The sequence below is a fragment of the Capillibacterium thermochitinicola genome, assembly GCF_013664685.1.
Lineage (GTDB): Bacteria > Bacillota > UBA4882 > UBA10575 > UBA10575 > Capillibacterium > Capillibacterium thermochitinicola.
In genome coordinates, this window is the sequence record NZ_JAAKDE010000015.1 from 117,302 (window position 1) to 142,032 (window position 24,731).

The following is a 24,731-nucleotide window of genomic DNA, read 5'->3' on the forward strand; positions in this document are numbered from 1 at the left end:
TTGTTAATGCAAACGTTAGCGTAAAACGAGGTTAAAATTGCGGAAGTTCTTGGCTTTTTAGACACCAAGGAGGTGGTGTGGGAGTTTACATCGGGCTAAACCCAGATCACAAAATAATCAGTAGGAGGTTAGAAAATGAAAACGTTGTTTGGTAAGGTTTTGTTGGGTAGTCTGCTTGTTTTGATGTTAATCGCTGGGGCCGTTCCGCTTTTTGCGGCGCAAAAAACCGAAATCGAACTCTACTATTACAAGCAAGAGATCGTAAGACAGATGAAGGACATGGCCGCGGCCTTCTCCAAGAAGTACCCGGATATCTCCATTAAACTGACGATGATTCCCAATGACAACATGGTGACCCTAAAGGCCAGGATGGCCAGTGGGGATGCTCCGGCCATTATTCAGCTCCAATCCTATGCGGCCGTCTATGAGTTTGCCGCCGCGGGCTGGTTGGCGGATCTGACCGATGAACCGGTGATGGCCAAAGTGGCGGATGGGGCGAAAAATGCGGTTACATACAACGGCCGGATTTACGCTTTGCCCATGGACTTGGCCGGTATTGGGATTATTTATAACAAGGATATCTTCGATAAATACGGTTTAAAACCGCCGACCACCTTTAACGAGTTACAACAGGTTTGTAATACGCTCAAACGCAATGGTGTGGTACCGTTTTCCGCTCTGTTGAAGGCCAACTGGTCGATGGGGCATATTATTTCCATGCTCCATACCACCTTGGCCGGCGACAAGTTGATGCCTTGGATGGAAAAGATGAACCAAGGCAAAGCCTCCTTTGCCGATCCAATTGATACCAGACAGCTGTTCAGACTGCTCGATTTCTATAAAGCTAACCTCCATCCGAATGCAGCCGAAATGGATCAGGCGGAGCAACACGCTGCTTTTGCCGCCGGTGAAGCGGCGATGATGGTCCAAGGTTTGTGGGCTTACCAGGCTTGCCTGCAGATCAATCCGAACCTGAATTGCGGCTTTATCCCCTTCCCGGTCAGCAATAATCCGGCGGACAACAAACTCTTTGCCGACGTGGACTCGACCTTTGCGATCGCCGCGACGGCCAGTCCGGCGGAGATGAGAGCGGCCAAACTCTTCTTGGATTGGCTGTCCACTCCGGAAGCCATCAAGATGTGGGTGGAAGACTGCAAGCTAGTTCCCACCTTCAAAGGCGCGGACGTTTCAAAGATGGAACCCCCGTTCCAAGATCTCGTTCGGTACATGAACGAAGGCAAAACCAATCCTTGGGCCTTCTCCATGTATCCGGTGGCGGTCTTCGAGGATGCTTGCAAGACCGGTGCACAGGAATATATGCTCGGGTTGCGTGATGCCAACAGTGTGATTGAGTTTATCGACCAAACCTGGAAACGGGAGATCAGCAAATAAAAGAGTCAGCGCGAAAGGAAAAAGGGAAGTAGAAAATTTTTCTCTTCCCTTTTTCTACCATTTGTGCTTTTGCCGGAAAAGGGGGAGAGAAAAGATGGTTGCTTCCAAGAGGAGTAAGGTCTTCTACTTCTGTCTGTTTCTGTTACCAGCTTTAGCATTATATGCTACCTTTTTCATCTTTCCTCTAATCCAGGGCGTAACCTATTCCTTTACCGATTGGAACGGGATCGTTCCGGAGATTCCTCTGAGCATGAAAAAAGGCGAGTTTGAACAAGAAGTTCTGGCCTTGCTGAAAAGTGAAAAGGAACTGGCGAACATCCAGAAGTATTACCGGCTGGATGCCACCGGCCAGTTTTATCAGCTGCAAAACTGGATTGAAGCGGATACCCCGGGGGAAGGAACTGTTACCAGACAATTGACGGACCAAGAACGGAAAGAGATTAAAAGGATCCTGAAGAAGGTAGGGATTACTCCGATCAAATTCATTGGCTTGGAAAACTTCAGGGAGATGCTGAAGGACCGGCGGTTTTTACCGCAGCGGATGAAGCGGTACCTGTTTAGTGAGTTTGACGATCTGCCGTTAACTTTTAAAGCAAAGGACTTCCAACGGAAAGTGCTGGACCATATCGATGATGAAGAAGACAAGGCTTTTCTCTTGTCCCTTTATCCATATAACCAGAAAGAAAAGGTCCATGAATTGACTACGGAGGAGATGAGTTGGGAAACGGAGGATCGTCTCCGTCTGTTGTTGAGTGATTATTATTATGATTACCGATGGGAACGGGGCGTTATCGGCTTTACCTTATTTTTCACCTTTTATAATGTGATCGGTGCAAATCTCTTGGCCTTGATCTTGGCCTTAATCCTCGACAGTAAACTGCGGTTCCGCAATGTGCTCAGGTCCATGTTCTTTTTACCCAACGTTATCAGTCTGATCATTGTCGCCTATGTTTGGTCGTTCATGTTTAGGTTAATCTTCCCGGTCCTGACCGGGATCGCGGTTTGGTTGGGCAGTCCCGATCTGGCCCCCTATGCCACGCTGATGGTCGCGGTCTGGCAAGGATGCGGTTATTTGATGGTGATTTATCTGGCCGGCCTCCAGACAATCCCGGGAGAACTCACGGAGGCGGCGGAGGTTGACGGGGCCAATTGGTTCCAACGTTTACTGCACGTTCGCTTTCCTATGCTGATGCCGGCTTTTACCATTTGCTTTTTCTACAGTCTGGCCAACTCCCTAAAGACCTTTGATATCTTGTGGGCCCTGAACCAGGGCGGACCGGGTTACGCCACCACTTCGATCGTGATTGACATTTACAAAACGGCTTTTATGCAAAACCGGTATGGCTATGCCACGGCGAAAGCCATTCTCCTTTGCGTGATCATCATTATTCTGACCAGTATCCAGTTGTCCCTGATGAAAAAACGGGAGGTGGAATTATGATGGCGAAGCTGCCAACGGCGAAGCAGCCGATGATGGAAGAGTTAATGCGTCTGGAAAAAAAAGATACTGACTATAAGAAGTTAGGCTGGATCGTTTTGGAGATCGTGATGTTCCTGGCGGCTTTCGCCTTTTTGTTCCCAGTGTTCTTGACGCTGATCAACTCCTTTAAAAGCGACGCCGAGATCGCCTTGAATCCGCTGGCCATGCCAAAACATTTTGGTCTTGACAATTACGTTCAGGCCTGGAAAGAGATTAACTTTCCGGTGGTCATCGGGAATACTTTTGTGATTACGGCATTGAGTACGATCGGGATCATCTTGGTCAGCTCAATGGCCGCGTACATTCTGGTCCGGACCCGCAGCAAGCTTAGCTGGGCGCTGTATTTCCTGTTTGTCTTCAATATGGTGGTCCCCTTCCAAACCGTCATGATTCCGCTCAATGTAACCGCGACCAAACTGAACTTAAAGAATGTTTTGGGGATTATCCCGATTTACATCGGGCTTGGTTGTCCGTTGGCGGTCTTTATGTACCATGGGTTTATTAAGACAATTCCGGTGCAAATCGAGGAATCGGCGGCGATTGACGGGGCGTCGGTGATCACCATCTTCTTCCGGCTGGTCTTTCCGCTTTTGGGGCCGATCCACGCCACCATTGCCATCCTTGATGTGCTCTGGATCTGGAACGACTTTCTCTTACCCCTCATTATTCTCCCGAGCCGCTCCACCTTGCAGTTGGCGCAACACATTTTCTTCGGGATGTACCGGAAGGAGATGGCCCTGGCCATGGCCTCTTTGGTCCTGTCGGCTTCGCCGATTGTCGTCTTCTATCTGGCCTTGCAGAAGTACATCATTAAAGGGGTGGCGGCTGGCGCCATTAAGGGATAAATAAAAAAAACGGTGGACGACGGACTGGAAGACGCTCCAGTCAACCGTTTTTGGGCGCCATCGAAGTACTGGTTTTTCCGCAGCTTTACGAAAAAAATGTGCAGGAAACCGCCAACGACCGGGTCGTTTTGGTCAAAGGAGGCATTGAAGGTGACGGGAAGGAGGGACATAAAACAAAGGGTATTACATTATGTCACAACACCGGGAATAAACTTTATTTCAGGTATTATCTTTTAGTTTACAATCCCGCTTTTAGCTGCTAATATGAGTATGTAATACCGCTCTGTTCTCAAGCAACGCGGCATAGGTCGAAAAAAAGGGAAAGTAATGGTCCTTTTACAGTCGTACCAGGGAATAAACAAAAAATTATTGTTTGGTCATTGCAACGTCTTTTCTACCCAATGAAGTAAGTAACGCGGCAATAATCCAAGTAAAGATGCTCTTTCCTTCGCAGCTAAGCAGAGCAGTATACAAAGAGACCGGGGAAACATGAAAACCCGGTCTTTTTTTGTATAAACGAAAGAAGATCGAAAGGTTAAGTTACCTTGTATTTAATAAAAGAAAAAATTTTCGTTACAAAAAGAAGGAATGGAAAGGTTGGGGAGGAATATAATTTATAGTTTCTTTCAATTGGTTTCAGTTTGTTTGTTATTTTGAAACCATCAAAATATAAATTTGAAAGGAGGGGATGCCAGGGAATAAATGGGATCGTTTACCTTTCCGGGGAAAAAAATAAAAAGTCAGGAGGGTTTTTGAGTGAAACGGACGGTTCTCTTTCTCTTCTTGGTCATGTTGTTAGTGGTTTCGGTTTCAGGGATGGCTGCTCGTCAAGTTAATATCGGTTGCGCGATCTATAAATTTGACGATACCTTCATGACGGGAGTGCGGAATGCCATTTTAGAGGCGGCTAAAGGCAAAGCCAGAGTAGAGATGGTTGACAGCCAGAATTCTCAACCGATTCAGAACGACCGCATCGATCTGTTTATCACCAAAAGAGTGGATGCTCTGGCCATTAACCCGGTGGACCGCGCCGCGGCCGGCGTGATCATCGACAAAGCCAAGAGGGCCAATATTCCGGTGGTCTTCTTTAACCGGGAACCCTTCCCCGATGATATGCAAAAATGGGATAAAGTTTACTACGTAGGGGCAAGAGCCGAGGAATCCGGGACAATCTCCGGGCAATTAATCGTTGACTACTGGAAAGCACATCCGGAAGCCGACAAGAATGGCGACGGTGTTCTGCAGTACGTCATGCTGACAGGAGAACCCGGGCACCAAGATGCCGAGCTAAGGACCGAGTATTCTATTAAAGCGGTTACCGATGCCGGGATCAAAGTGCAATGCCTCGCGCAAGACACTGCGATGTGGAACCGGGTTAACGGGCAAGAAAAAATGGCGGCGTTCTTAGCCAGCCATGGCGACAAAATTGAAGCCGTCTTTGCCAACAACGACGATATGGCGTTAGGCGCAATCGAAGCTCTACGGGCGGCCGGTTATTTCAGGGGCGGCAAGTACATGCCGGTTGTCGGTGTGGACGCGACTGCTCCGGCTCTGGAGGCCTTGAAGGAAGGAACTCTGCTCGGTACCGTCCTTAATGATGCGAAGAACCAAGGGAAGGCCACCCTTGAACTGGCCTATGTTTTAGCCCAAGGCAAAACACCGACCAAAGAAAACACCGGTTATGAAATTACTGATGGGAAATACGTCTGGATTCCGTACCGGAAGATTACAATTGAAAACTGGCAAGACGCCTTATAATCCGACTTGGATAAGCAGCAGATCCTGAGTTAGACATAACGTAACGGTAGGGGCAAGGGGGCAATTGCGCAAATTTGCTCCCTTGCTCTCTCTCAAAAAGGATCAGGGAGAAGAGATGACAGGGGGCGTTATGATGTGAATAATGATAAATACGTTCTTGAAATGAACAATATCTCAAAAGAGTTTCCAGGCGTTAAGGCGTTGGATGGCGTAACGTTCAAAGTGCGACCGGGTACGGTGCATGCTTTGATGGGGGAAAATGGCGCCGGTAAGTCGACGCTGATGAAGTGCTTATTTGGTTTGTATAAACCCGATGCCGGGGAAATCATTATCAACGGCAAAAAAGTAGAGATTCAAAACGCCAAAGAGGCGTTGGATCATGGTATTTCCATGATTCACCAGGAGCTGCATTCCAACCTCCACCGCAATGTGATGGAGAATATTTGGCTCGGCCGGTTTCCGCTGAAAAGGATCGGGCCGTTTACCTTTATTGACGAGCGTAAAATGTACCGGGATACAAAAGAACTCTTTGATAATCTGCGGATGGATATTGATCCGAAAGAGATTGTCGGAAGGATGTCCGTATCCCGGATCCAGTTGTTAGAGATTGCGCGGGCTGTTTCCTACGACGCCAAGGTCATAATTATGGATGAACCCAGTTCTTCTTTGACCGAGCATGAGGTGAAACGACTTTTTGAGATTATTCGGGATCTTAAAAACCGTGGTGTGGCAATTATTTATATTTCCCATAAAATTGAGGAGATCTTGAAGATTGCAGATGAAGTCACAATTTTACGGGACGGGAAAAAGGTTGGGGATTGGCCGGCAGCCGAATTGACCAACGATTTAATCATCTCCAGAATGGTGGGGCGCCCGCTGACCAATCGCTTCCCTCCGCGGGAAAGTAAACCCAGCACGGAAGTGATCTTACGCGTTGAAGGGTTAACTTCCCCCATTTTTAAATCTTTCAAGGATATTAGTTTCGAATTATATCATGGCGAAATCCTTGGTATCGGCGGCTTGGTAGGTGCGCAAAGGACCGAACTGATTGAAGCTTTATTCGGTTTGCGCGCGGTGGAAAGTGGTCGGATTTTTTATAAAGGAAAAGAGGTCAAGATCAACTCGCCGATCACGGCGAAAAAACTGGGGATGGCCCTTTTGACCGAAGAACGGCGTGCAACGGGTATCTTTCCGGTCTTGGATATTTTGGAGAACACCTGCATTGCCAATCTGCCTAAATATGTAAAACGCAACAAACTGTTGGATGACAGCGTCCGGCGGGCGGAAGCAAAGCGGGCTGTTGAGATGCTCGATGTTAAAACGCCCTCGCTAAAAACATTGATCCAGGACCTCTCCGGCGGTAATCAACAGAAAGTCCTCTTTGCCCGCTGGCTCTTGACCGAACCGGAGATCTTGTTGCTGGACGAGCCGACCCGTGGCATTGACGTCGGGGCGAAATACGAGATTTACACGATCATGGCCAACCTGGCGAAACAGGGGAAGAGTATAATATTTATTTCGTCGGAGATGCCGGAGCTGATCGGGATGGCGGACCGCATCATGGTTATGTGTGAAGGACGCCTGTCCGGTTTTGTTTCCGGGGAAGAGGCGACGCAGGAAAACATTATGAGGTTGGCCACTAAATTTATGGCTTAACCACAAGGAGGGTAAATAATGCGCCTAATCGAGTCGCGTAAGATCAAGAACTTTATCACGATGAATGCCATTTATATAGTGCTGATCCTGCTGATCATCGGAATTGCCTTTATCGACCCAAGGTTTATCTCCATTGTTTGTCTGCGCGATATTCTGATCCAGTCGTCCACCCGTGTCATCATTGCTTTGGGGATCTTCTTTATCATCCTTACCGGCGGGGTTGACCTTTCCGCGGGACGAGCGGTCGGGCTGGCGGCGGTTATTACCGCTTCTTTGCTGCAGTCTCCCGACTACCTCCGGCGTTTTTATCCGGATCTCCCCCAGCTCCCCCTGATCCTGCCGATCTTAATCGCCGTTGCCATCTGCTTGCTGGCGGGCTTGATTAATGGTTTTATTGTGGCCAGGTTTGGGGTACCGCCCTTTATTGCCACTTTAGGGATGCAGGTAATCATTTATGGGGCCAACTCGATCTATTTTGATTTACCCCCCAACAACTCCCAACCGATCGGAGGCTTAAACCGTTCCCTGACTGAACTGGGAACCGGCGCGATCGGTGAAGGTTTGTACTCTTTGCCATATATTGTCATTATTGCGGCGGTTGTTACGGTCGTGGTTTGGATTATCGCCAATAAGACCCAATTCGGGAAGAACGTTTACGCCATCGGTGGTAACGTTGAAGCAGCGCGGGTTTCCGGTATCAATATTGGCAAGAACTTAATGGTGGTTTACGCGATGGCGGGCGCCTTGTATGGTTTGGCCGGTGTCTTGGAGGCGGGGCGCACCGGCGGCGCGACCAATAACTACGGGACAGGGTACGAATTGGACGCCATCGCCGCTTGTGTCGTCGGTGGCGTGTCGGCAACCGGCGGGATTGGTAAAGTGCCCGGGGTGTTGGCCGGGGTTCTGATTTTCAGTGTGATCAACTATGGCCTCACCTTTATTAACGTTAACCCGTACTGGCAGATGATTATCAAGGGTCTGATTATCGTCGCGGCGGTTGCGTTTGACATCCGTAAATACCGGAGAAGGAAATAAACCGCAAGTTACTGGAGTTGTTTGCATGAGACGGGTTTACCACAAATAAAACGGGGGAAGAAAGGGGCTATACCCTGGTTCCCCCTTATTTTTCCTTTTGCCGGAAACTTTCCTCTATAAAAGGAGGGTCTTCAAATGTGGAAAATCAAACCCTTCTTCAAGTCTTCTTCCTTGCGAACCAAACTGCTCTCGAGGTTTGCTGTTGTAATCCTGGTAATTGGAGGGGTCAGCATTGCCTCCTATTGGGCGCTGCGCGGAATTATTAACCAGATGCAAGTTATGGTGGAAACGACCGTCATTGCCAACAATATTATCGCGCCTGCTCAGGAGATTCCCAACCTGATCAGGAGTTACCGAATTAAGTTACTACCATGTGGTCAACGCCGAATTGGGATTGCGTTCCCGCCTTGTCGGGCTCATTGTCTTGGGCGTGTAAATGCCCAGATTAAAGCGATCAACCAAGAACTGGAAAGAATGAAGACGGAGATCCGGAAAGTGGAAGAAGACAGTCTCAGCATTGCAACGATTGCCGAACAGTCTTTGCAGCGCAGTCAAGAGGTGGCGGCTTCCACGGAAGAACAAGTTGCCAGCCTGGAAGAGGCTTTGAACTCGGCCTCAATTCTCTCCAGGATGGCGTTGGAACTCCAAAACATGGTTAAACAGTTTAAGCTGTAAAGAGAAGGTTTTGGCGCAAAAGCCACTTTATTGCTGCGCGTGCAGTTTTATTTTCGAACGAAATACTGTTCGGGAAAAACATAAAATAATTGACAAAAAAAGAAAACAATCGTAAAATCAAAGTAGAGGTGGTAGGATGTTTCCAGAAGAACGACGGAAGAAGATCCTGGAGATCCTGAACGAACAAGGAAGATGCCGCGTGGCGAATCTGGCGAAGCAACTTGCTGTCTCAGAGGTTACGATCAGAATGGACCTTGATGTCCTTGAAAAGCAGGGTTTACTGTTCAGGACCCACGGTGGTGCGATCCTAAATCCCAAGACCGGTTATGAGCGGGCTTATCAGGATGAGGAATTATCCTTTCCGGAAGAGAAGAGAAGGATTGGTTGGCGTGCTTCGCAACTGGTTTCCGATGGGGATACCGTCATCCTTGATGTGGGGACGACCGTGATGGAAGTGGCGCGCCAACTTGTCCGGTACAAGGATCTTACCGTTGTGACCAACGCTTTAAATGTGGCCACCTGGTTGGAGAATTATGCGCAGATTACCGTGATCGTGACGGGCGGGACCCTGCGTGCGACCCAACATTCACTGGTGAATCCTTATGCCGATCTTGTACTTGAACGCGTCCATGCGGACATTGCTTTTATTGGGGCTAATGGAATTGATGTTCGTTATGGGGTGACCAATGTGAACATTCCGGAAGCGGAAATGAAGAACCGCTTCCTTAAAGCATCACGCCGACAGATTTTGGTGGCTGATTCCAGTAAGATCGGGAATGTAGCCCGCGCCAAAGTAGGAGACCTTGACGATTTTGATTTACTGATCACGGATGACCAGGCCGATCCGGAACAGGTACGGTTGATACAAGAAGCCGGTTTACCGGTGGAATTGGTTTAGGATCGGTCATAGAAAGGAAAAAGAGGGGGAGCGGGGGATGGCCCAGGAAGGAACATTTAATAAGAAAGTTATAACCAAAAGTGATGGTCGTTATCTAATTTTCTATGATTTTGCTTCCAAGTCGGTTGACAAAGAGGCAAAACAGGAAAAAGACGAAGAAAGGAAATGAAAAATGTCTGAGTTACGTTGGCATCCGTTTTTAGAGGAGTGGGTGATCACCGCCACCCACCGGCAAGACCGGACCTTTCTTCCCCCGAAAGACTACTGTCCTTTATGTCCGACCAAGCCCGGCGGGTTTCCAACGGAGGTACCAAGGGATGATTACGATATTGTGGTTTTTGAGAACAAGTTTCCGTCGTTGCAAAGAGTCCCGCCCGAACCCGCCGTCGAACCGACGGCGATCTCCCCGGTGGCGCCGGCGGTCGGCATCTGTGAAGTTGTCCTTTATTCGCCCAAGCACACGGGGAGCTTGGCAACCATGCCGGTGGGGCGGATTCGTAATCTGATCCGGGTCTGGCAGGACCGGTATGAAGAATTGGGGGCCCGGAGCGAGATCAAGTATGTTTTTATCTTTGAAAACAAAGGGGAAGCGGTTGGGGTTACGCTTCATCATCCCCACGGTCAGATCTACGCCTTTCCTTACATACCGCCGAAGATCCAAACGGAACTGAACGCTTCCGAAAAGTACTACGCCCGGCAGGGGAAATGCCTCTTCTGCTCAACATTGGAGGAGGAGTATAAGGACGGGCGGCGCCTTGTTTTTGAGGGTGAGCGGTTTGTTGCTTTTATTCCCTTTTTTGCCCGTTTTCCTTACGAAGTGTATCTGGCGCCGAAAAAACACTTGGCTTCCATGGCGGAGCTTACGGCCGAAGACCGGTCTGATTTAGCCTTGGTTTTGAAAGGATTACTCTTGAAGTATGATGCCCTCTTCAACTTTTCCTTTCCATACATAATGGTTGTGCATCAAGCCCCAACGGACGGAGGGCGTTATCCCCATTATCATCTTCATTTTGAGTTTTATCCCCCGCACCGGACAGCCCAAAAACTGAAGTTTTTGGCCGGGTGTGAATCCGGGGCCGGGAGTTTTATCAATGATACACTGGCGGAAGAGAAGGCCGCCGAACTACGGGGAGTTGGGCCCCTGAATCTCGATGAGGTGGCCCGTTTGGACAGGGGGGAATACTGATGAAGCAAGAGGTTGCAGTTGTCACGGAGGCTTTTGCCAAGGTATTCGGGGATGCGAACGGGCTTACCATTGTGCGGGCACCGGGCCGCGTTAATCTTATTGGGGAGCATACCGACTATAACGACGGGTATGTTTTTCCGATGGCGATTAACTTTGATATTGTGATGGCGGCACGAAAACGCCCGGACCAACTGGTCCGGATTCATGCGTGCGATTTGGAGAGGACCGTGGCCTTTTCCTTGGCGGATCCCATCGCGTATGATCCCGAAGAACACTGGAGCAATTATCTCCGGGGGGTGCTGTGGGCGCTGCAAGAGGCCGGCGTAAAGCTGTGCGGAATGGAGATCGCTTTTTTGGGAACGATTCCGCAGGGTTCCGGTTTAAGTTCTTCCGCCGCTTTGGAAGTGGCAACCGCCGTTGCCGTTAAGCACCTGACCGGGTTTGACTTTGCCCTGCCGGAACTGGCTTTACTTTGCCAAAGGGCGGAGAATGATTTTGTGGGGATGAAATGCGGAATTATGGACCAGTTTATCTCCCTCCTCGGGCAGAAAGACCATGCGCTGTTGATTGACTGTCGAACCTTGGATTACGAACGGATCCCTCTTGAACTGGGGGACTACCGGATCCTGGTCTGCCACAGCGGTGTCAAACATCGGTTGGTTGATTCCGAATATAACCGCCGGCGGCAGGAATGTGAAATCGGGGTGCGGGTTTTGGCCGCTGAGTTTCCATCGGTAAAGGCGTTACGCGATGCGGATTTAAACATGCTCGCGGCTTGTCAGACCAGGATGGCTCCCGTGATTTACAAGCGTTGTCGCCATGTGATTACCGAAAATGAACGGGTTTTAAGGAGCGTTCCGGCGCTTAAAGCCGGTGATTTAAGGCTCTTTGGCGAGTTGCTCAACCAATCCCATGATTCGTTACGGGAGGATTACGAGGTAAGTTGTGCCGAAATAGATCTCTTAGTAACGTTGGCGCGTAAAGTGGAAGGAGTTTTGGGCGCCCGGATCACCGGCGGCGGGTTTGGTGGGTGTACGGTAAACCTTATTCATGCCGGTGCCGTCGACGAATTCACCCGGCGGGTTCTGCCGGAATACCGCAAGCGAACCGGGATGGAAGCCCAAGTCTATGTCAGTACGGCCGCCAACGGCGCAGAGATTTTATAGGATTGGGGTGAGAAGCATGAAAGTGCTGGTGGCCGGAGGGGCCGGTTATATAGGCAGTCAAGTTGCATTAGACCTGGCCCGGGCAGGGCACGAACCGGTGGTCCTGGACAATCTCGTCAAGGGACACCGGGAAGCCGTTCTGCGGGGGACTTTTGTGCAAGGGGACATCAACCAGTTTGATCTGGTGACAGAGTTGATGACGAAAGAAAAGATCGAGGCGGTGATTCATTTGGCCGCCCATAGTTTGGTTGGGGAGTCGGTGCATAACCCGGCCAAATACTTCCGGAACAATATCGCCAATGGCCAAGTTTTATTGGATGCGATGGTGGCCAGTGGAGTGAAATATATTGTTTTTTCGTCAACCGCCGCCGTCTACGGGGAACCGGAACGGGTTCCCATTCCCGAGGATCACCCGAAAAACCCCACCAATCCCTACGGCTTTTCTAAATTGACCTTTGAAGGAATGCTCCGCTTTTACGAGGAGGCTTATGGCTTGCGGTATATCTCACTGCGTTACTTTAACGCGGCTGGTGCCGATCCGGAAGCGGAGATCGGTGAAGACCATGACCCGGAAACCCACCTGATTCCCATCGTCCTAAAAACAGCTTTGGGAGTTAGGGAGCATATCCAGTTGTACGGGACGGACTATCCGACCCCGGACGGGACTTGCATCCGCGACTATATTCATGTGGCCGATCTTTCCCAGGCCCATCTGTTGGCCTTGGAAGCCCTTGCCGGCGGGAAGGAATCGACCATTTATAACCTGGGCAATGGCCAGGGCTACTCCAATAAAGAAGTGATCGAGACGGCCCGCCGGGTGACGGGGAAAGAGATTAAGGTCATCGATGCGCCGCGGCGGCCGGGGGATCCGGCGGTTTTGGTTGCGTCGTCGGCGAAGATCCAGGCGGAACTGGGTTGGAAACCGAAGTATCCGGAGTTGGACCGGATCATCGCGACTGCCTGGCGGTGGCACCAGCGACATCCTTATGGGTATTAATGGTTGTGGAAAAAAGATGTGCAGCTGGCGGAAGAGTAATATTTGTTGGATATACCGAAAGCGGTGGGCATGTCGTAACCAGGCACAGACTAGCATTAATGCCGAGTGCCCATCCGGAAAGCTACCGACAACTCGGGTCCGGCGCCGTATTTCTCTCATTAAACGTTCAGTTATCCCGGTTTGCCTCGTTCCGTGGTGGTATGTAACGAAGGGGAGGACGAAAAAAAAAACAGCCTAAGTTTTTTAATGTGGCTGTTTCAATAATAGCTATTTCAATTCCAAAGGGAGCAGCCATTTACTCCTCCCCAAACTCATAGGTCTTGAACTTTAAGACCCGGCAGTTTTCGGTTACAGTGCGGACTGTGTGTTCTCCGGCGCCTTTGGGGATGATGGCCTGAATCTCCAGGGTCACTGTTACCTCGGCGCCCTCTTCTAATGTTAAATGTTGAATAACATTTTCGGCAATCGTCCCGGCATCCCTCCCGACCCGGTGCGGGTCAAGCACAGCCTCCCCATAAAATCTCTTCGCTTTTGGTTTTATCTCCTCTTCCTTTTTCTCATCAGTTTCCCCTGTCTCCCTCGTTGATGGAGGGTCTTTAACCTCTTCTGTCGTTGAGCCGGGCCCTTCTGATTCCTGCTTGGTTTCTCTTTCTATCTGTTCTTTTGCCACCTCCGGTTTAACAAGCACCGCTTCGCGGTCAATAACAATATTGTCAGTACTGGTTCCAAACTTTAAACCTAGATACCTTCCGTTTTCATCGACCCGTGCGGCATAGGCAAAAAAGTCTTTACTTGTTAGCCCCTCCTTGATGGTATCCAGTAAAACATCGGTATCAACCAGTCTTGGCAAATACAGGTAGGTGCTGAAATAATCCCATAGTTGTTTCAGATTGATATGGGGTTGATCTTTCCAGAGATATTTATCAAGCTCCATTCGTAATAACGCCGGCGACCAGCGGGTGATGATCTGTTCGTCCGCCTTTAGTTTTGCAGCAGCTTTCTCAGGTAATGTACCCCTTGCTCCGTTCAACCGGGTTACATTCCAGGTAACTTCGTAATGGGCCGGGTTCTCCTGGGTGGGAACCAATAACCAGTTAAAGGTCTCCTCCATCCTCGTTTGCACCATCGTGCTAGCATTCTTCAAGCCCAGTTCCACTTGTTTCAGTTGGAAAGTGTCCAGGTTCAGGTTTTCCCGGTCCGCCTCAATCGACTGCCAGGCCAGGAACTGCCGGACCGCCTGTTCCAGTTCGACCAGGCGGTTCCGGTCGGGGGCGATAAAAACCAGCATGTTTTTGTACAGGCGCGGACTGGAGCCCCTTTCATCCAGGATCTTTTGGGCTTTGTCGAGGGCGGTCCGCTCCCCGCTTTTGGCGGAATACGGTGCGTCCGGGCCGAGAATAACCAGGCGGACTGTTTGTTCATCAAGGACATCGTTGGACACGGACGGAGCGATATGGACGGCGCCAAATTCACCCCGGGGACAGGTTTTGCGTAACTGTTCAATGATGAACTGCTCGACTTCTTCCGGCCGGTACTGGACCGCTCGGTCGGCGGCAATCCGGTTGACACTGGGTCTTGTATCGAACCAATAGCGGTTGCCGTCGCCAAAAAGGTAAGTGAGTTGCTCACTCAAACGGCGCAGGGCATCCCCAAAAATGGCCGGGACTTCGCCCGGTTGGACACAGCCGAGTTTGATACGGACCTCCTCAATGCCGCGGACCCGTTGGGCGGCGACGGAGGGGGCGCTTCCCACGAAGATCGTCCGGGTCACCCGGCGACAGGCGGAATAACGGCCCAGGTTGGGGTTGTCCCGGTCCAGGGCAAGCGGTTTGCTGGCCACGCCGTCCACATCCGTATCGATAATCGGTCCCCAGCCGTCGGGCAGATGTCTGGTAATTTCAAAGTGCACAGCCGACGAATCAAGGGGGATGGTCCCCGGCATAATTAGGAGCGAACGGTCCTGCCGCTCCCACAAGTCATGGATTACGGCCGCCATTAGGCGCAAAATCCCCCGCGTACGCTGAAACCTTTCCAGAGTGGACCAGTCCTGGTATAACCGGTCAAAGAGTTCCGGGTGGATGGGATAGGCTTCTTTTAAACGCCGCTCATAATCCCCTTCTAGACACTCGCTGGGGAAGTCCCCCCGGTTTTGCCGGTACATGTCGGCAAAGGCCCGGCAGACCGCGTCACGGGCCGCATAGTCGGTGATCGGTTCAAAAAGCCGCCGGCGTACAATGGCAAAGCTCTCTTCAGCACTGGCCGGTTTCCAGACCGCCTCAATCCGGCCAAAAGTATTGCGGATGCGCTCCAGAGCCGCCCGGCCTCCCTCACCGCCGATTTCAATGTCGGAAGCGGGGATACTGGCCACCACCATTGCCCGGGGCGAACGTTTCGCCGCCTCGGTTAAAGCCTGGGCAAAAGTCATATTGGCTTCAAAGGAGCCGGCGGGCAGACCGTCGACATGATAAAGCTGCCGGGCGTAAGCGACCCACTCGTCGATTAAGACCAGGACCGGACTGTAGCGGTCAAAGAGTTCTTTTAAAGTATCCGAACCCGGACTGGTGCCGGATTGATCATTCTCCGCCACCAGGTTATAGCCCTCAACTCCGCCCAGTTGGTAGGCCATTTCGCCCCACATGGTGTTAACGGTTATTCCTTCCGGTTTTTTCGCGCCGACCGCCGGGTTTAGTTTGGTGCCGACGAGCACCGCCCGGTTCGCCTTGCACAATTGGGTGACGCCGGAATTTTGCAAAATCTCTTCCATACCGAGGGCTTCGCCTCCGGTCAGATTGCCGCTGAACAGATGATAGAGGGCAATCATGGAGTGGGTTTTCCCCCCGCCGAAATTGGTCTGCAGTTCGACCACCGGTTCGCCGCCGTTTCCGGAGAGCCGCTTCAAGGCCAGCGTGAGAAGGTGGGAGAGTCCTTCCGTGAGATAAGTCCGGCGGAAGAACTCCTGTGGGTTCTTGTACTCGTCCTCGGCTTCACCGGTGATCACTTGGGCCAGGTCGGCGGCAAACTCTGCCTGCTGGTACCGGCCGCCGGCCACGTCTGGGTGGGGAGTGGCCACCTCCCGCCACGGCTTTAGTCCCGCCAGGGTATGGGTTTGGGTGGCAACTTCCGTTTGTTTTTTTAATTCCCGTTTGGTTTCTTCCTCATAACGGATTCGCATGAGTTGGCGGAGGAATTTCCGGATACTTTCTGCTTCCGGTGCGGAGATCATTTCCAGGAGACGCATCATGGTGTCAAAGGCCCGGTAGGTATCTTCCAAAGTAAAAGGCTGCTGGTGAGCCCACCGGTTTCGGACCTCCCGCAGTTCGCTTACGTAAGAGCGCCCGACATGCCCCAGCTTGTTCATGAAGACCTTGTTCCAGTTTTCCCACATGACAACCAGCAAGGCTTGAATATCCAAAGCTGCCAAGCGTTCCGTCTCTGTTCCGGACATGGTTTGTGCTTCGAGTCCGATTGCTCCGGTTAAGGAAGGTTCAACCCCTTGTTGCCACCAATCGTTTTTATAAAAGGCTTTCAGTTCCCGGTAGATAAATGGTAACAGACCTTTGCGGAGGATCTTTAGGGCCCTCCCGACCCGTTCGTAATTACTCAGCGCCATCTGTTGTACCTCCTTCCCCCGTATTGAGGGCTAAAGCACCTTGTTGTTGCTGTTTATACTTATTTATAATAATGCTGCGCAGGCGAGGCCAACTGGTGACCAGGGTGTTGTAGGCCAGCGCCTCCTGGGCCCATCCTTTGCGTTCGCAGATCGAGTACAGATAATAGGAGAGACTCCGGGCTCCTTCGCTCAAGGCCCCCAATTTTTCCAGCCAAAGCGCGGCGGCGGATTCGCCCTCTTCCATCAGGACCCGGGTTAACTGCTGGGTTACTTCCCAGACGGTCGGGGAATTTTTCAAAAAGTCCTCCAGGGGAACGGGGAACTCCTCCCGCCTTAACAGACGGACTTTCCCGGCTTTCGCCTCTAGAAAACCGCGATCAACCATCCTTTGGATACTGGTGTTCTTGGCTTTGGAGAGGGTTTCCGCCGTGCCAAACAGACCCTCCTTATGCCCCATCTGTTCAAACCAGGCAACCGCCCAGCGGGTTTCCGGGTCGTATTCCCCTTCCTGTTCGGCGAGGAATTCATCCAGGAGTTGGTTAATGATTTGCAGGGCGGTACGCACCGGCATCGGTGATCCGTCCGCCTCCAGGACTTGAGCGTACCGGGAAAAGACGGCCATGCCAGGGCCAATCGCCGCCTGTGCCAGGTCGACCGGGGCAATATTTCCCTGCTGCAGTTGGCGCAAGGCCTCCGGCAGCTCTTTTTTCAGGGCGGTGATCAGTTCCCGCCGGGAGATGGACGGCGCGTTCTCCGGACGGGGCCGGCAGACGAGAACGATGGAGGAAGCGAGGGCGTTTGCGCCTCTGGCCACAGTACGGTTACTTAATTCGCTGCGCATGGGCCAGGTGCCAGTAATGCTAAATCCCGCTTCAACTAAACCTTCCAGCATGGTTTCCCAACCGGTTGAGGCAATAGGTGAAGTGCCATTTTTACCATCACTATCATCAACTTCAGACTGTTTAAAGGCATAATAGAGGGTTAATGGATAATCAGGATGATGATTCTCCCGCATACGGGTAAAGACTCTTTCCAGACCAGTTTCAAAGAATTCTTTCGCTTTTTCTTTGCTGCCATCAAAACGATAGGGAGTAGCTACCAACTCCTTTTCTTTCGGTGTCAGGAGAGTACTTAAAACTGATGGAAACATGTTCTTTAACGAACGGCGGAGCCAGATGTAAAAGAAGTCAGACAGATCAGCGTACCCGATGTTATCGTAATAAGGAGGGTCGGTGGAGATAAGCGGCTTATTTATTAACGTGATAGCTTCGACAGCATCATATTGTTGAGCGTATCCCGGTTCGGTACAAGGGGAAGATTCGACAACTTTTGCCACCCATTCAATAGCGCCCAAAAAATTCCCTGTTGAAGCACTAAAGGGATTACCTTCGGCATAATCCCATGTCATGGGGATGGCTTGACGGGCAAAGGTGTTGCGGATTTTGGTATATCCAATATCCCATGAACAAATAGAAGAACACCGATCTGCCAATCTATTGACCCCAAAAGCCAAATAAACACAGACTGCCTCCGCATACGCCCGTGCCCCACTTCCTCCTTCTTCCAGACCAACCACGTCATCCGGGTAACCGGCGGCAACCGCGTCGTGATAGATTTTCTCTCCGGCCTCCGTCACCAGATCGCTAAAAGTGGTCAGGGCGGTGAGTTGTCGGGGGGTAAAAAGGTCGCCAAAATTTACCATTCCATAATTAGGTGTTTTAAAGTCTCGTGGGTTGTAGGGTAATTCCTGGTCAGGTTTCCAACTTGGTTTTAATCCAGCTATAATTGAAGCGTGTTTATCATCGGATGATAAATATACTCGCCGGTTATTACCTTCTGCAACGATCGCCATTAATTGACTACCCATCCGCCTGGCCTGCCCTTCTTTTCGTATATGCGCGAAGGGAACGGGCGAATTACAGAAGATGCACTTAGCGCCCTGTCGGTTCACTGTGCCTTTTGGAGGGGCTCCATCACCGGTTCTAACCTTAAAGCACACTTCTTTTTTTTCCTGGTCGATAACCGGTTGGGCCCAGGCTTTTTCCCCTCTCTTCGTTGACAACCAAAAGGAACTTACTAATGGCATTCTTACGCCGCAGGCCGGGTTGGGGCATTGCACCGTCCTCGCCCACAACCAGGCAATTACGGTCGCTTCCCCGCCGCCATATTCCGGAGGGAGCTTGACTTTGGGGTAAAGATGACCGATGCGTTTTTCTGCTTCCTCCCGCATCCATTCACCATAATAGCGAATATCGGCGGCGAGACCCTGTGCTCCCGGCCAACTGCCTTTACTCAGTTCTGAGGAGCGGGCTTGGGGGTTGACCGGCAGTCTTCCGGCAAATTTCGGGGGGATTTCGATTAAGGCCTTCGTGATCATAACCGCCACCGGGTTTAGGTCACTACCATGGGCTTCGAGGCCGAGCCTTTGGGCTTCCAAGGGGATAGAACCCCCGCCGCAGAAAGGATCCAGTACCGGCGGGGGATTGCCGCCCGTTGATTTTAAAATTTCTTCTCTTGCTCTATTAAGTACCTTTTCATTGTTGATGTTTTCCCATTTCACCAGGTCTTCAATGATTTTGAACAACCTTTCCCGTTCTTCTTGTTGCTCTGCTACAGAGGGGAATTTCTCAGGGTGAACGGAAGGATCGTCCACCAAGGAAGCGAATAAAACCGCCCGGCAGGTAGACAAGGGTTTACGTGACCACCAAAGATGGAGGGTGGAAGGGTGCCCGTGCCGGATGGATTTTTCCCGGGCGGATTCGCGGTTGATAGTCTCAAGGGGAAGCGTGACTTCGATTAGTTTTTTCTTAACAGTCATGGTTTGAGGCTCCTTTTTTATAATAACGGTCCGGTGGCTTTTGAAAGCAAATCTGTCAGGGAAAAATTGATGCTTTCCACCCCGAACCCGGGTTCTTGTGTGAAGGGTTTACGGATGTAATAAATCTGGTGTTCTTCGCCGTCTACCAGGACAATGGCTAAGATAAAATCGTCGGGTTTATTCAAACCGGTCAGTATTTCATTTTTAGTGACGGTAACCGTCCGTGCCCCGGCAACTCGCCCTTTGACCTCGATAAAGCGTAACTTACCGGTAGCCGGGTTTCGAGATTCTATGTCATAACCCCGGTTTTCACGGCTGACATCCTTCGGCGCGCAACCGAGCTTCTTCTCGGCAGCTAGCACGGCTTCCATCGCGATCTTTTCAATTTTTGCTCTTGCCGCGGCATCGGGAGTGTCGCTTATTATCCCCTGTTGCTTTTCCAGTAACCCGATAGGGACGACCAGGGCGGCGCCGATCAGGACCGGTGGCAAGGGAGAGATCCGGAGTTCCTCTTCCAGTTCGGAAAGGCGTTTTTTGAGACGGGCCTGGAGTTCGTCCGCCCGTCGCTGGGCTTTTTCCGAATTGATTCTGGCGTTAATTTTTCCGGCTTGTTCATCTGCTTTCAGCTCTTGTGCCCGGCGGTCCCAATAATTGATCTCTTTGGTCAGCCGATCCTTTACCGCCCGAATTGTCTTGTAAATTAACTCCTCGCGCCGGTTTTTCACTTCCGCCAAGTGGTCGGGGACCAACTTCTGGATAGCGTAGTTTATCGCCTTTTCCTCTAATCCCTTTTGCCACCAGCCCGTTTCGAGCAGGGGGGCGAATAATGGTTTTTCTTCTTCCTGTAGCGGACGATAATCAAGGTAAGGCGCGTAACCGGCGGTGGTTCCGCTTTCGTCGGCTCTCATCTCGACAAACTGCAGCCGGCGGGAGATGATCCGGCGCTTGCCGGAACGGTCGGTCTGGCCATCCTGGATAGAATGTTTCAGGTAAAAAAGAAGGCGTATTTCTTCCCCCGGGTCGTTAGGGTCGACGAGGACCGTTCCCTCGCGGAGGAGTTCCTGGTAGCGCTCGAGAATCAGGTCGATGGTCGCTTCGAGCAGCGGGTGACCGGGGCAAAGGAAAACAGCCTGTGGTTTCCCAGGAAGATTGATTAATTCTTTTTCAAAGCAGACGCGTTCGTACCGGACGAGGACCGGACCGCCGATGCCGGTTATCCGGCTCCGGCTCCTGACGGCGAGCGGAACATGGGTAATCTCGTAACGGTTGGCTTCACGTTCTTTGAAACTGCCGCCCAAGAGTTGAAAAGCGGCCAGGAAGAAAGCAGAGATGAAATGGGGTTGCAGCTTGCGGGCTTGTGCCCTTTCCAACTCCGCCTTGATTGTCATCACTTGGGACAGATCCATCGTCTGTTTGGCCAGGAGATGGTCTTCGATTAAAGCACGGAGTTTTTCCCGGTCAAAGGCATCTTCAACGACCTGGTGTAAACGGGCACGGACCTCCGGCCGGTCTCCGTAGCGGATTGCTTCCAGCAACAGATCACGCAGGGGTTTGTTGTCAAAGGTGATTTTCCCCAGGATGTCAAAGACCCGTCCGCCCAGGGCTTTCCTTTGTTCTTCCATTTTAGTGAAGAGCCGAAGGAAGACTTCCCCCTCCCGGGTTTCCATCGCCACCAGATTCCAAAGGTGACAGACTTCGGTTTGGCCGATCCGGTGGATCCGGCCAAAGCGCTGTTCAATCCGGTTAGGGTTCCAAGGGAGGTCGTAATTGACCATCAGGTGGGCCCGCTGGAGGTTGATCCCTTCCCCGGCGGCGTCGGTGGCTAGTAGGATGGCAACCTCTTTGTCTTGGGTGAAAGCTTCCTGGGCTTTCCGGCGTTCCTCCCGTCCCATCCCGCCGTGGATGGTAACGACCGCCTCCTCCCGGCCCAGCAGGGTTCGAATCCGGTTGGCAAGGTAAAACAGGGTATCGCGGTGTTCGGTAAAGATGACCAGTTTCCGCCGGTTATTGTCTTTATCAAACATAACCTCCGGGCTTTGAAGCAGCCGGGAGAGTTCTTCCCATTTCCGGTCTTTACCGCTGTTCCTGACTCGGAGGGCATATTGTTCGAGAAATTTCAGCTTTTCGATTTCGGCTTCGAGTTCAGCGATGGTTTGGGCGGCGGTGGCCTGGTCGATAATGGTTGCCTCAATCGTATCCATTTCGGCTTCGGGCGTATCTTCCAGGTCTTCCAGTTCTTCATCGGTGAGGAGGAATTTCTCTTCGTCGAGGCGGTCGGCAACCTTCTTTAAGAGTTTTTCCTCGCGCAGGCGTGTTTCCAAACGTTCGCGGCGGCGCCGGAGGGATTGATAAATCGCTTCCGGTGAGGAGGCCAACCGGCGTTGCAGGATGGTGAGGGCGAACCCGACGGTTCCTTTGCGTCCTTCGTTTGTTAGTGCCTCCGCCCGGTTAAATTCCTCCCGGACGTAGTCAGTGACCAGCTTGTATAATTCGGCTTCCGCCGGGGAGAGTTCGTAATTTACGGTGTAGGCGATCCGTTCCGGAAAAAGGTAATGGCCGTCGAATTTGAGCAGATCCTCTTTGACCATCCGGCGCATGAGGTCGGAGACATCCGTCCGGTGAACACCTTCGCGAAAACGGCCTTCGAAGCGATCGGGATCGAGCAAAGCCATGAACAGTTGGAAGTCTTCTTCTTTTCCATTGTGGGGGGTGGCGGTCAGCAGTAAAAAATGGCGGGTGATCCTGGACAAAAGCTGTCCGAGGCGGTAGCGCTTGGTGAATTTGACCTCCCCGCCGAAATATGAGGCAGACATTTTGTGTGCTTCGTCGCAGATGATCAGATCCCAGTCGGTCTGTTCCAGTTTGGCCTGAAGCTCTTCGTTTCTGCTAACGTGATCGAGGCGGATAATTACCAAATTCAGCTCAGCAAAGGGGTTGCCGCTGATACTTGCTTCCACTTGCTCGCGGGTAATGATGGTAAAAGGCAATTGAAACCGTTGGTAAAGCTCGTCTTGCCACTGCTCCACCAGGTTGCCGGGGGCGCAGATCAAGCAACGGTTGAGGTCGCCCCGGATCAGAAGCTCTTTAATTAACAAACCGGTCATAATAGTTTTGCCCGCGCCGGGGTCATCAGCCAGCAGAAAACGAAGGGGTTGCCGATTCAGCATCTCTCCATAGACAGCGGTTATCTGGTGGGGGAGCGGTTCCAGCAGAGAGGTATGGACCGCCAGTAAGGGATCGAATAAATAGGCCAACCGGATCCGGTAGGCTTCGGAAACCAGTTTGAACAATGCGGCGTCTCCCGTAAAGGACCAAGGAAGGTTCTTTTTGGCGATTTCAAGCTCCGGTTCGCGGTCACGAAAAACAAGCTCATTACCTAATAGGCCGGAACTGTCTTTGTAGGTGACTTCAACCACATCGGACCCGTGCCATTGGACATTAATAACCGTCACCGGCTTGTTGGGCAAAAGACCGTTGACGACCGTCCCCGGGGTTAACTCTTCCAGACGGGCCATGGAATTTCTCCTTATTTACAAAAAAGTTATATTTCTTACATTTATTAATGGATATTCTGCTTATTCCGCATATTTCCTGCCATAAAGGGGAAAGGCAAATGAAGTTAGGATTATCCCAAGATCTGACTTTATAAAGACTTTCACACTACATTGACTCATTGTATTGAGAAAGCAGTCAAACAGGCAGTTAAAAAACTGCAGAAGGAATAACATGGATTTTATGGAATAATTTTAATGATTATACTTTTAAAAGGAATGATAATTATGTATCTTAAGCGTATGACTATAAAAAATTTCCGTTGCATAAAGGAGGCAACGCTTTACTTCAACGAAGGTTTAAATATTCTGATTGGTGAAAACAACTCCGGTAAAACTACCATCTTGGATGCTTTACGTCTTGCCTTTAGCTATGGAAAGCAATGGCGAGATATTTATGTCTCTTTAGATGATTTTTATATAGACAAGAATGATTTAAAAGCACAAGAGAGTGATATAGAATTCCATTTGTATTTTAAGATTCAAAGACCCGAAGAAGCTGGTATCTTTATCGACTTGTTGGCCATAAATGATGAAGGAGAACAAGAGCTTCAACTTCACTTTCGGTATTTCATTCAAGAAAGAAACGGGATTAAAAAGGTTAGATATAGTGTATGGGGTGGAGAAAATGAGGGTCAGATGATTAACCCTGAAGTTCTTGATTTAATTTACTATGTTTATTTAGGTGCATTGAGGGATGCCGTTCAGCAGTTGCGGCCTGTTAGGGGAAATAGACTTGGCGAATTATATACAAAATTGGTACCCGATGAAAAAGAACAAGAAGTATTTGCCCAAAAAGTTAGATCTGTCTTAAGTAATGATAAGGATTGGCAAATTCTTATTGAAAAAGGAAAAATAAAAGTGAATGAGCACCTCAATGAGTTTTCAATAAAAGGGAAAGAACAAACCGTTGAAATCGATTTTCTGCCGTGGGAGTTTCGTAAAATTGTTGAAAGCCTTAGAATCCAGATGCCTTTTTTTGGTAAGGATGTTCTTGAAAATGAAGAAGACCAGAGATATTTTGAGCTTTCCCAAAACGGGCTTGGTTATAACAACCTCATTTATATCGCAACTGTGCTTGGTGATTTAGAGCGGAAAAAAGAGTTGGAAAAAGAGGCATATATAGCATTATTGATTGAAGAACCGGAAGCCCATCTCCATCCTCAACTCCAGAATATTTTCTTTAACTACCTCAATAAGTTAAATAAAAGCGGATTTCAAATATTCGTAACATCACATTCTCCAACGATAACAGCAAAAGCTGATCTTGATTCATTAATTGTGTTACAAGACCAAGAAGATAAAATTTTTGCCTTGTCGATTAAAAAAACAAATCTCGATGATTCAAATAAAAAATTTCTGCGCAAATTTTTAGATGTAACAAAGAGTCAGTTATTCTTTTCGAATGGGGTAATATTGGTTGAAGGAATTTCCGAAGCCTTATTGTTGCCGGTTTTTTCTAAAATAATGGGTGATGAGTATGATATTGAAAAAAACGGTATTGAGGTAGTTAACCTTAATGGTGTTGCTTTTGAGCATTTTGCAAAGTTGTTTAATACTAAAAATCCTTCAAACAGGCTAAATTGTCGATGTGCAATTTTAACAGATGATGATCGTACAGGAAACGAGGAAATATCTTCACGTGTGTTTGGCAATTATGAATT

The 24,731-nt window shown here is 50.2% G+C and carries 16 protein-coding genes and 1 pseudogene; 13 read left to right on the plus strand and 4 right to left on the minus strand.

The genetic code is table 11. The annotated features are described in order from the left end of the window. Positions 1 to 135: 135 nt before the first annotated feature. The 12 genes from G5B42_RS08230 to galE all read left to right on the plus strand — a co-directional run bounded on the left by G5B42_RS08230 (position 136) and on the right by galE (position 13,088). On the plus strand, positions 136 to 1,392 hold the full coding sequence (locus tag G5B42_RS08230) for an ABC transporter substrate-binding protein (RefSeq protein ID WP_181339987.1): 1,257 nt from the start codon (positions 136 to 138) through the stop codon (positions 1,390 to 1,392). A gap of 94 nt (positions 1,393 to 1,486) precedes the next feature. Next, on the plus strand, positions 1,487 to 2,833 hold the full coding sequence (locus G5B42_RS08235; RefSeq protein WP_181339988.1) for a carbohydrate ABC transporter permease: 1,347 nt from the start codon (positions 1,487 to 1,489) through the stop codon (positions 2,831 to 2,833). Continuing rightward, positions 2,833 to 3,717, plus strand: a complete 885-nt coding sequence (locus G5B42_RS08240) for a carbohydrate ABC transporter permease (RefSeq protein ID WP_181339989.1) — start codon at positions 2,833 to 2,835, stop codon at positions 3,715 to 3,717. Before G5B42_RS08235 ends, G5B42_RS08240 begins: the two co-directional genes overlap by 1 nt. A 789-nt stretch (positions 3,718 to 4,506) precedes the next feature. Next, positions 4,507 to 5,475, plus strand: a complete 969-nt coding sequence (locus tag G5B42_RS08245; protein WP_187350986.1) for a galactose ABC transporter substrate-binding protein — start codon at positions 4,507 to 4,509, stop codon at positions 5,473 to 5,475. A gap of 162 nt (positions 5,476 to 5,637) precedes the next feature. After that, positions 5,638 to 7,131 (plus strand): sugar ABC transporter ATP-binding protein, encoded by a 1,494-nt coding sequence (locus G5B42_RS08250; RefSeq protein ID WP_187350987.1) that lies wholly within the window; start codon positions 5,638 to 5,640, stop codon positions 7,129 to 7,131. A gap of 18 nt (positions 7,132 to 7,149) precedes the next feature. Next, entirely contained in the window at positions 7,150 to 8,166 is a 1,017-nt protein-coding gene (gene mglC, locus G5B42_RS08255; protein WP_181339992.1) for a galactose/methyl galactoside ABC transporter permease MglC, read from the plus strand. Positions 8,167 to 8,301: 135 nt separating this feature from the next. Continuing rightward, a complete protein-coding gene (locus G5B42_RS08260) occupies positions 8,302 to 8,841 on the plus strand; it encodes an MCP four helix bundle domain-containing protein (RefSeq protein WP_181339993.1) in 540 nt (179 codons plus the stop codon). Positions 8,842 to 8,977: 136 nt separating this feature from the next. Further along, on the plus strand, positions 8,978 to 9,739 hold the full coding sequence (locus G5B42_RS08265) for a DeoR/GlpR family DNA-binding transcription regulator (RefSeq protein WP_181339994.1): 762 nt from the start codon (positions 8,978 to 8,980) through the stop codon (positions 9,737 to 9,739). Between the two features lie 37 nt (positions 9,740 to 9,776). Further along, positions 9,777 to 9,908 (plus strand): hypothetical protein, encoded by a 132-nt coding sequence (locus G5B42_RS12160; protein ID WP_269206189.1) that lies wholly within the window; start codon positions 9,777 to 9,779, stop codon positions 9,906 to 9,908. Positions 9,909 to 9,911: 3 nt separating this feature from the next. Continuing rightward, entirely contained in the window at positions 9,912 to 10,925 is a 1,014-nt protein-coding gene (gene galT, locus G5B42_RS08270; protein WP_181339995.1) for a galactose-1-phosphate uridylyltransferase, read from the plus strand. Then, positions 10,925 to 12,091, plus strand: coding sequence for a galactokinase (locus G5B42_RS08275; RefSeq protein ID WP_181339996.1), 1,167 nt, complete (start codon positions 10,925 to 10,927; stop codon positions 12,089 to 12,091). Before galT ends, G5B42_RS08275 begins: the two co-directional genes overlap by 1 nt. A gap of 16 nt (positions 12,092 to 12,107) precedes the next feature. Further along, complete coding sequence (gene galE, locus G5B42_RS08280; RefSeq protein WP_181339997.1) at positions 12,108 to 13,088, plus strand: UDP-glucose 4-epimerase GalE; 981 nt, start codon at positions 12,108 to 12,110, stop codon at positions 13,086 to 13,088. 69 nt (positions 13,089 to 13,157) lie between these two features. On the opposite strand, the pseudogene G5B42_RS08285 reads toward galE, so the two are convergent. The 4 genes and pseudogenes from G5B42_RS08285 to G5B42_RS08300 all read right to left on the minus strand — a co-directional run. Further along, a pseudogene (locus G5B42_RS08285) lies at positions 13,158 to 13,259 on the minus strand (transposase); the annotation flags it as partial. 124 nt (positions 13,260 to 13,383) lie between these two features. Next, complete coding sequence (locus G5B42_RS08290) at positions 13,384 to 16,698, minus strand: Swt1 family HEPN domain-containing protein (protein WP_181339998.1); 3,315 nt, start codon at positions 16,696 to 16,698, stop codon at positions 13,384 to 13,386. Continuing rightward, the gene (locus G5B42_RS08295) at positions 16,685 to 19,516 is read right to left on the minus strand and encodes a DUF1156 domain-containing protein (protein WP_181339999.1); all 2,832 of its coding nucleotides are present in this window, start codon (positions 19,514 to 19,516) and stop codon (positions 16,685 to 16,687) included. Before G5B42_RS08295 ends, G5B42_RS08290 begins: the two co-directional genes overlap by 14 nt. Before the next feature lie 17 nt (positions 19,517 to 19,533). Further along, positions 19,534 to 23,031 (minus strand): helicase-related protein, encoded by a 3,498-nt coding sequence (locus tag G5B42_RS08300; RefSeq protein WP_181340000.1) that lies wholly within the window; start codon positions 23,029 to 23,031, stop codon positions 19,534 to 19,536. Between the two features lie 234 nt (positions 23,032 to 23,265). Here G5B42_RS08300 and G5B42_RS08305 point away from each other — a divergent pair. Continuing rightward, positions 23,266 to 24,731 (plus strand): ATP-dependent nuclease (locus tag G5B42_RS08305; protein WP_231133369.1); only part of this gene is annotated, 1,466 nt, incomplete at its 3' end.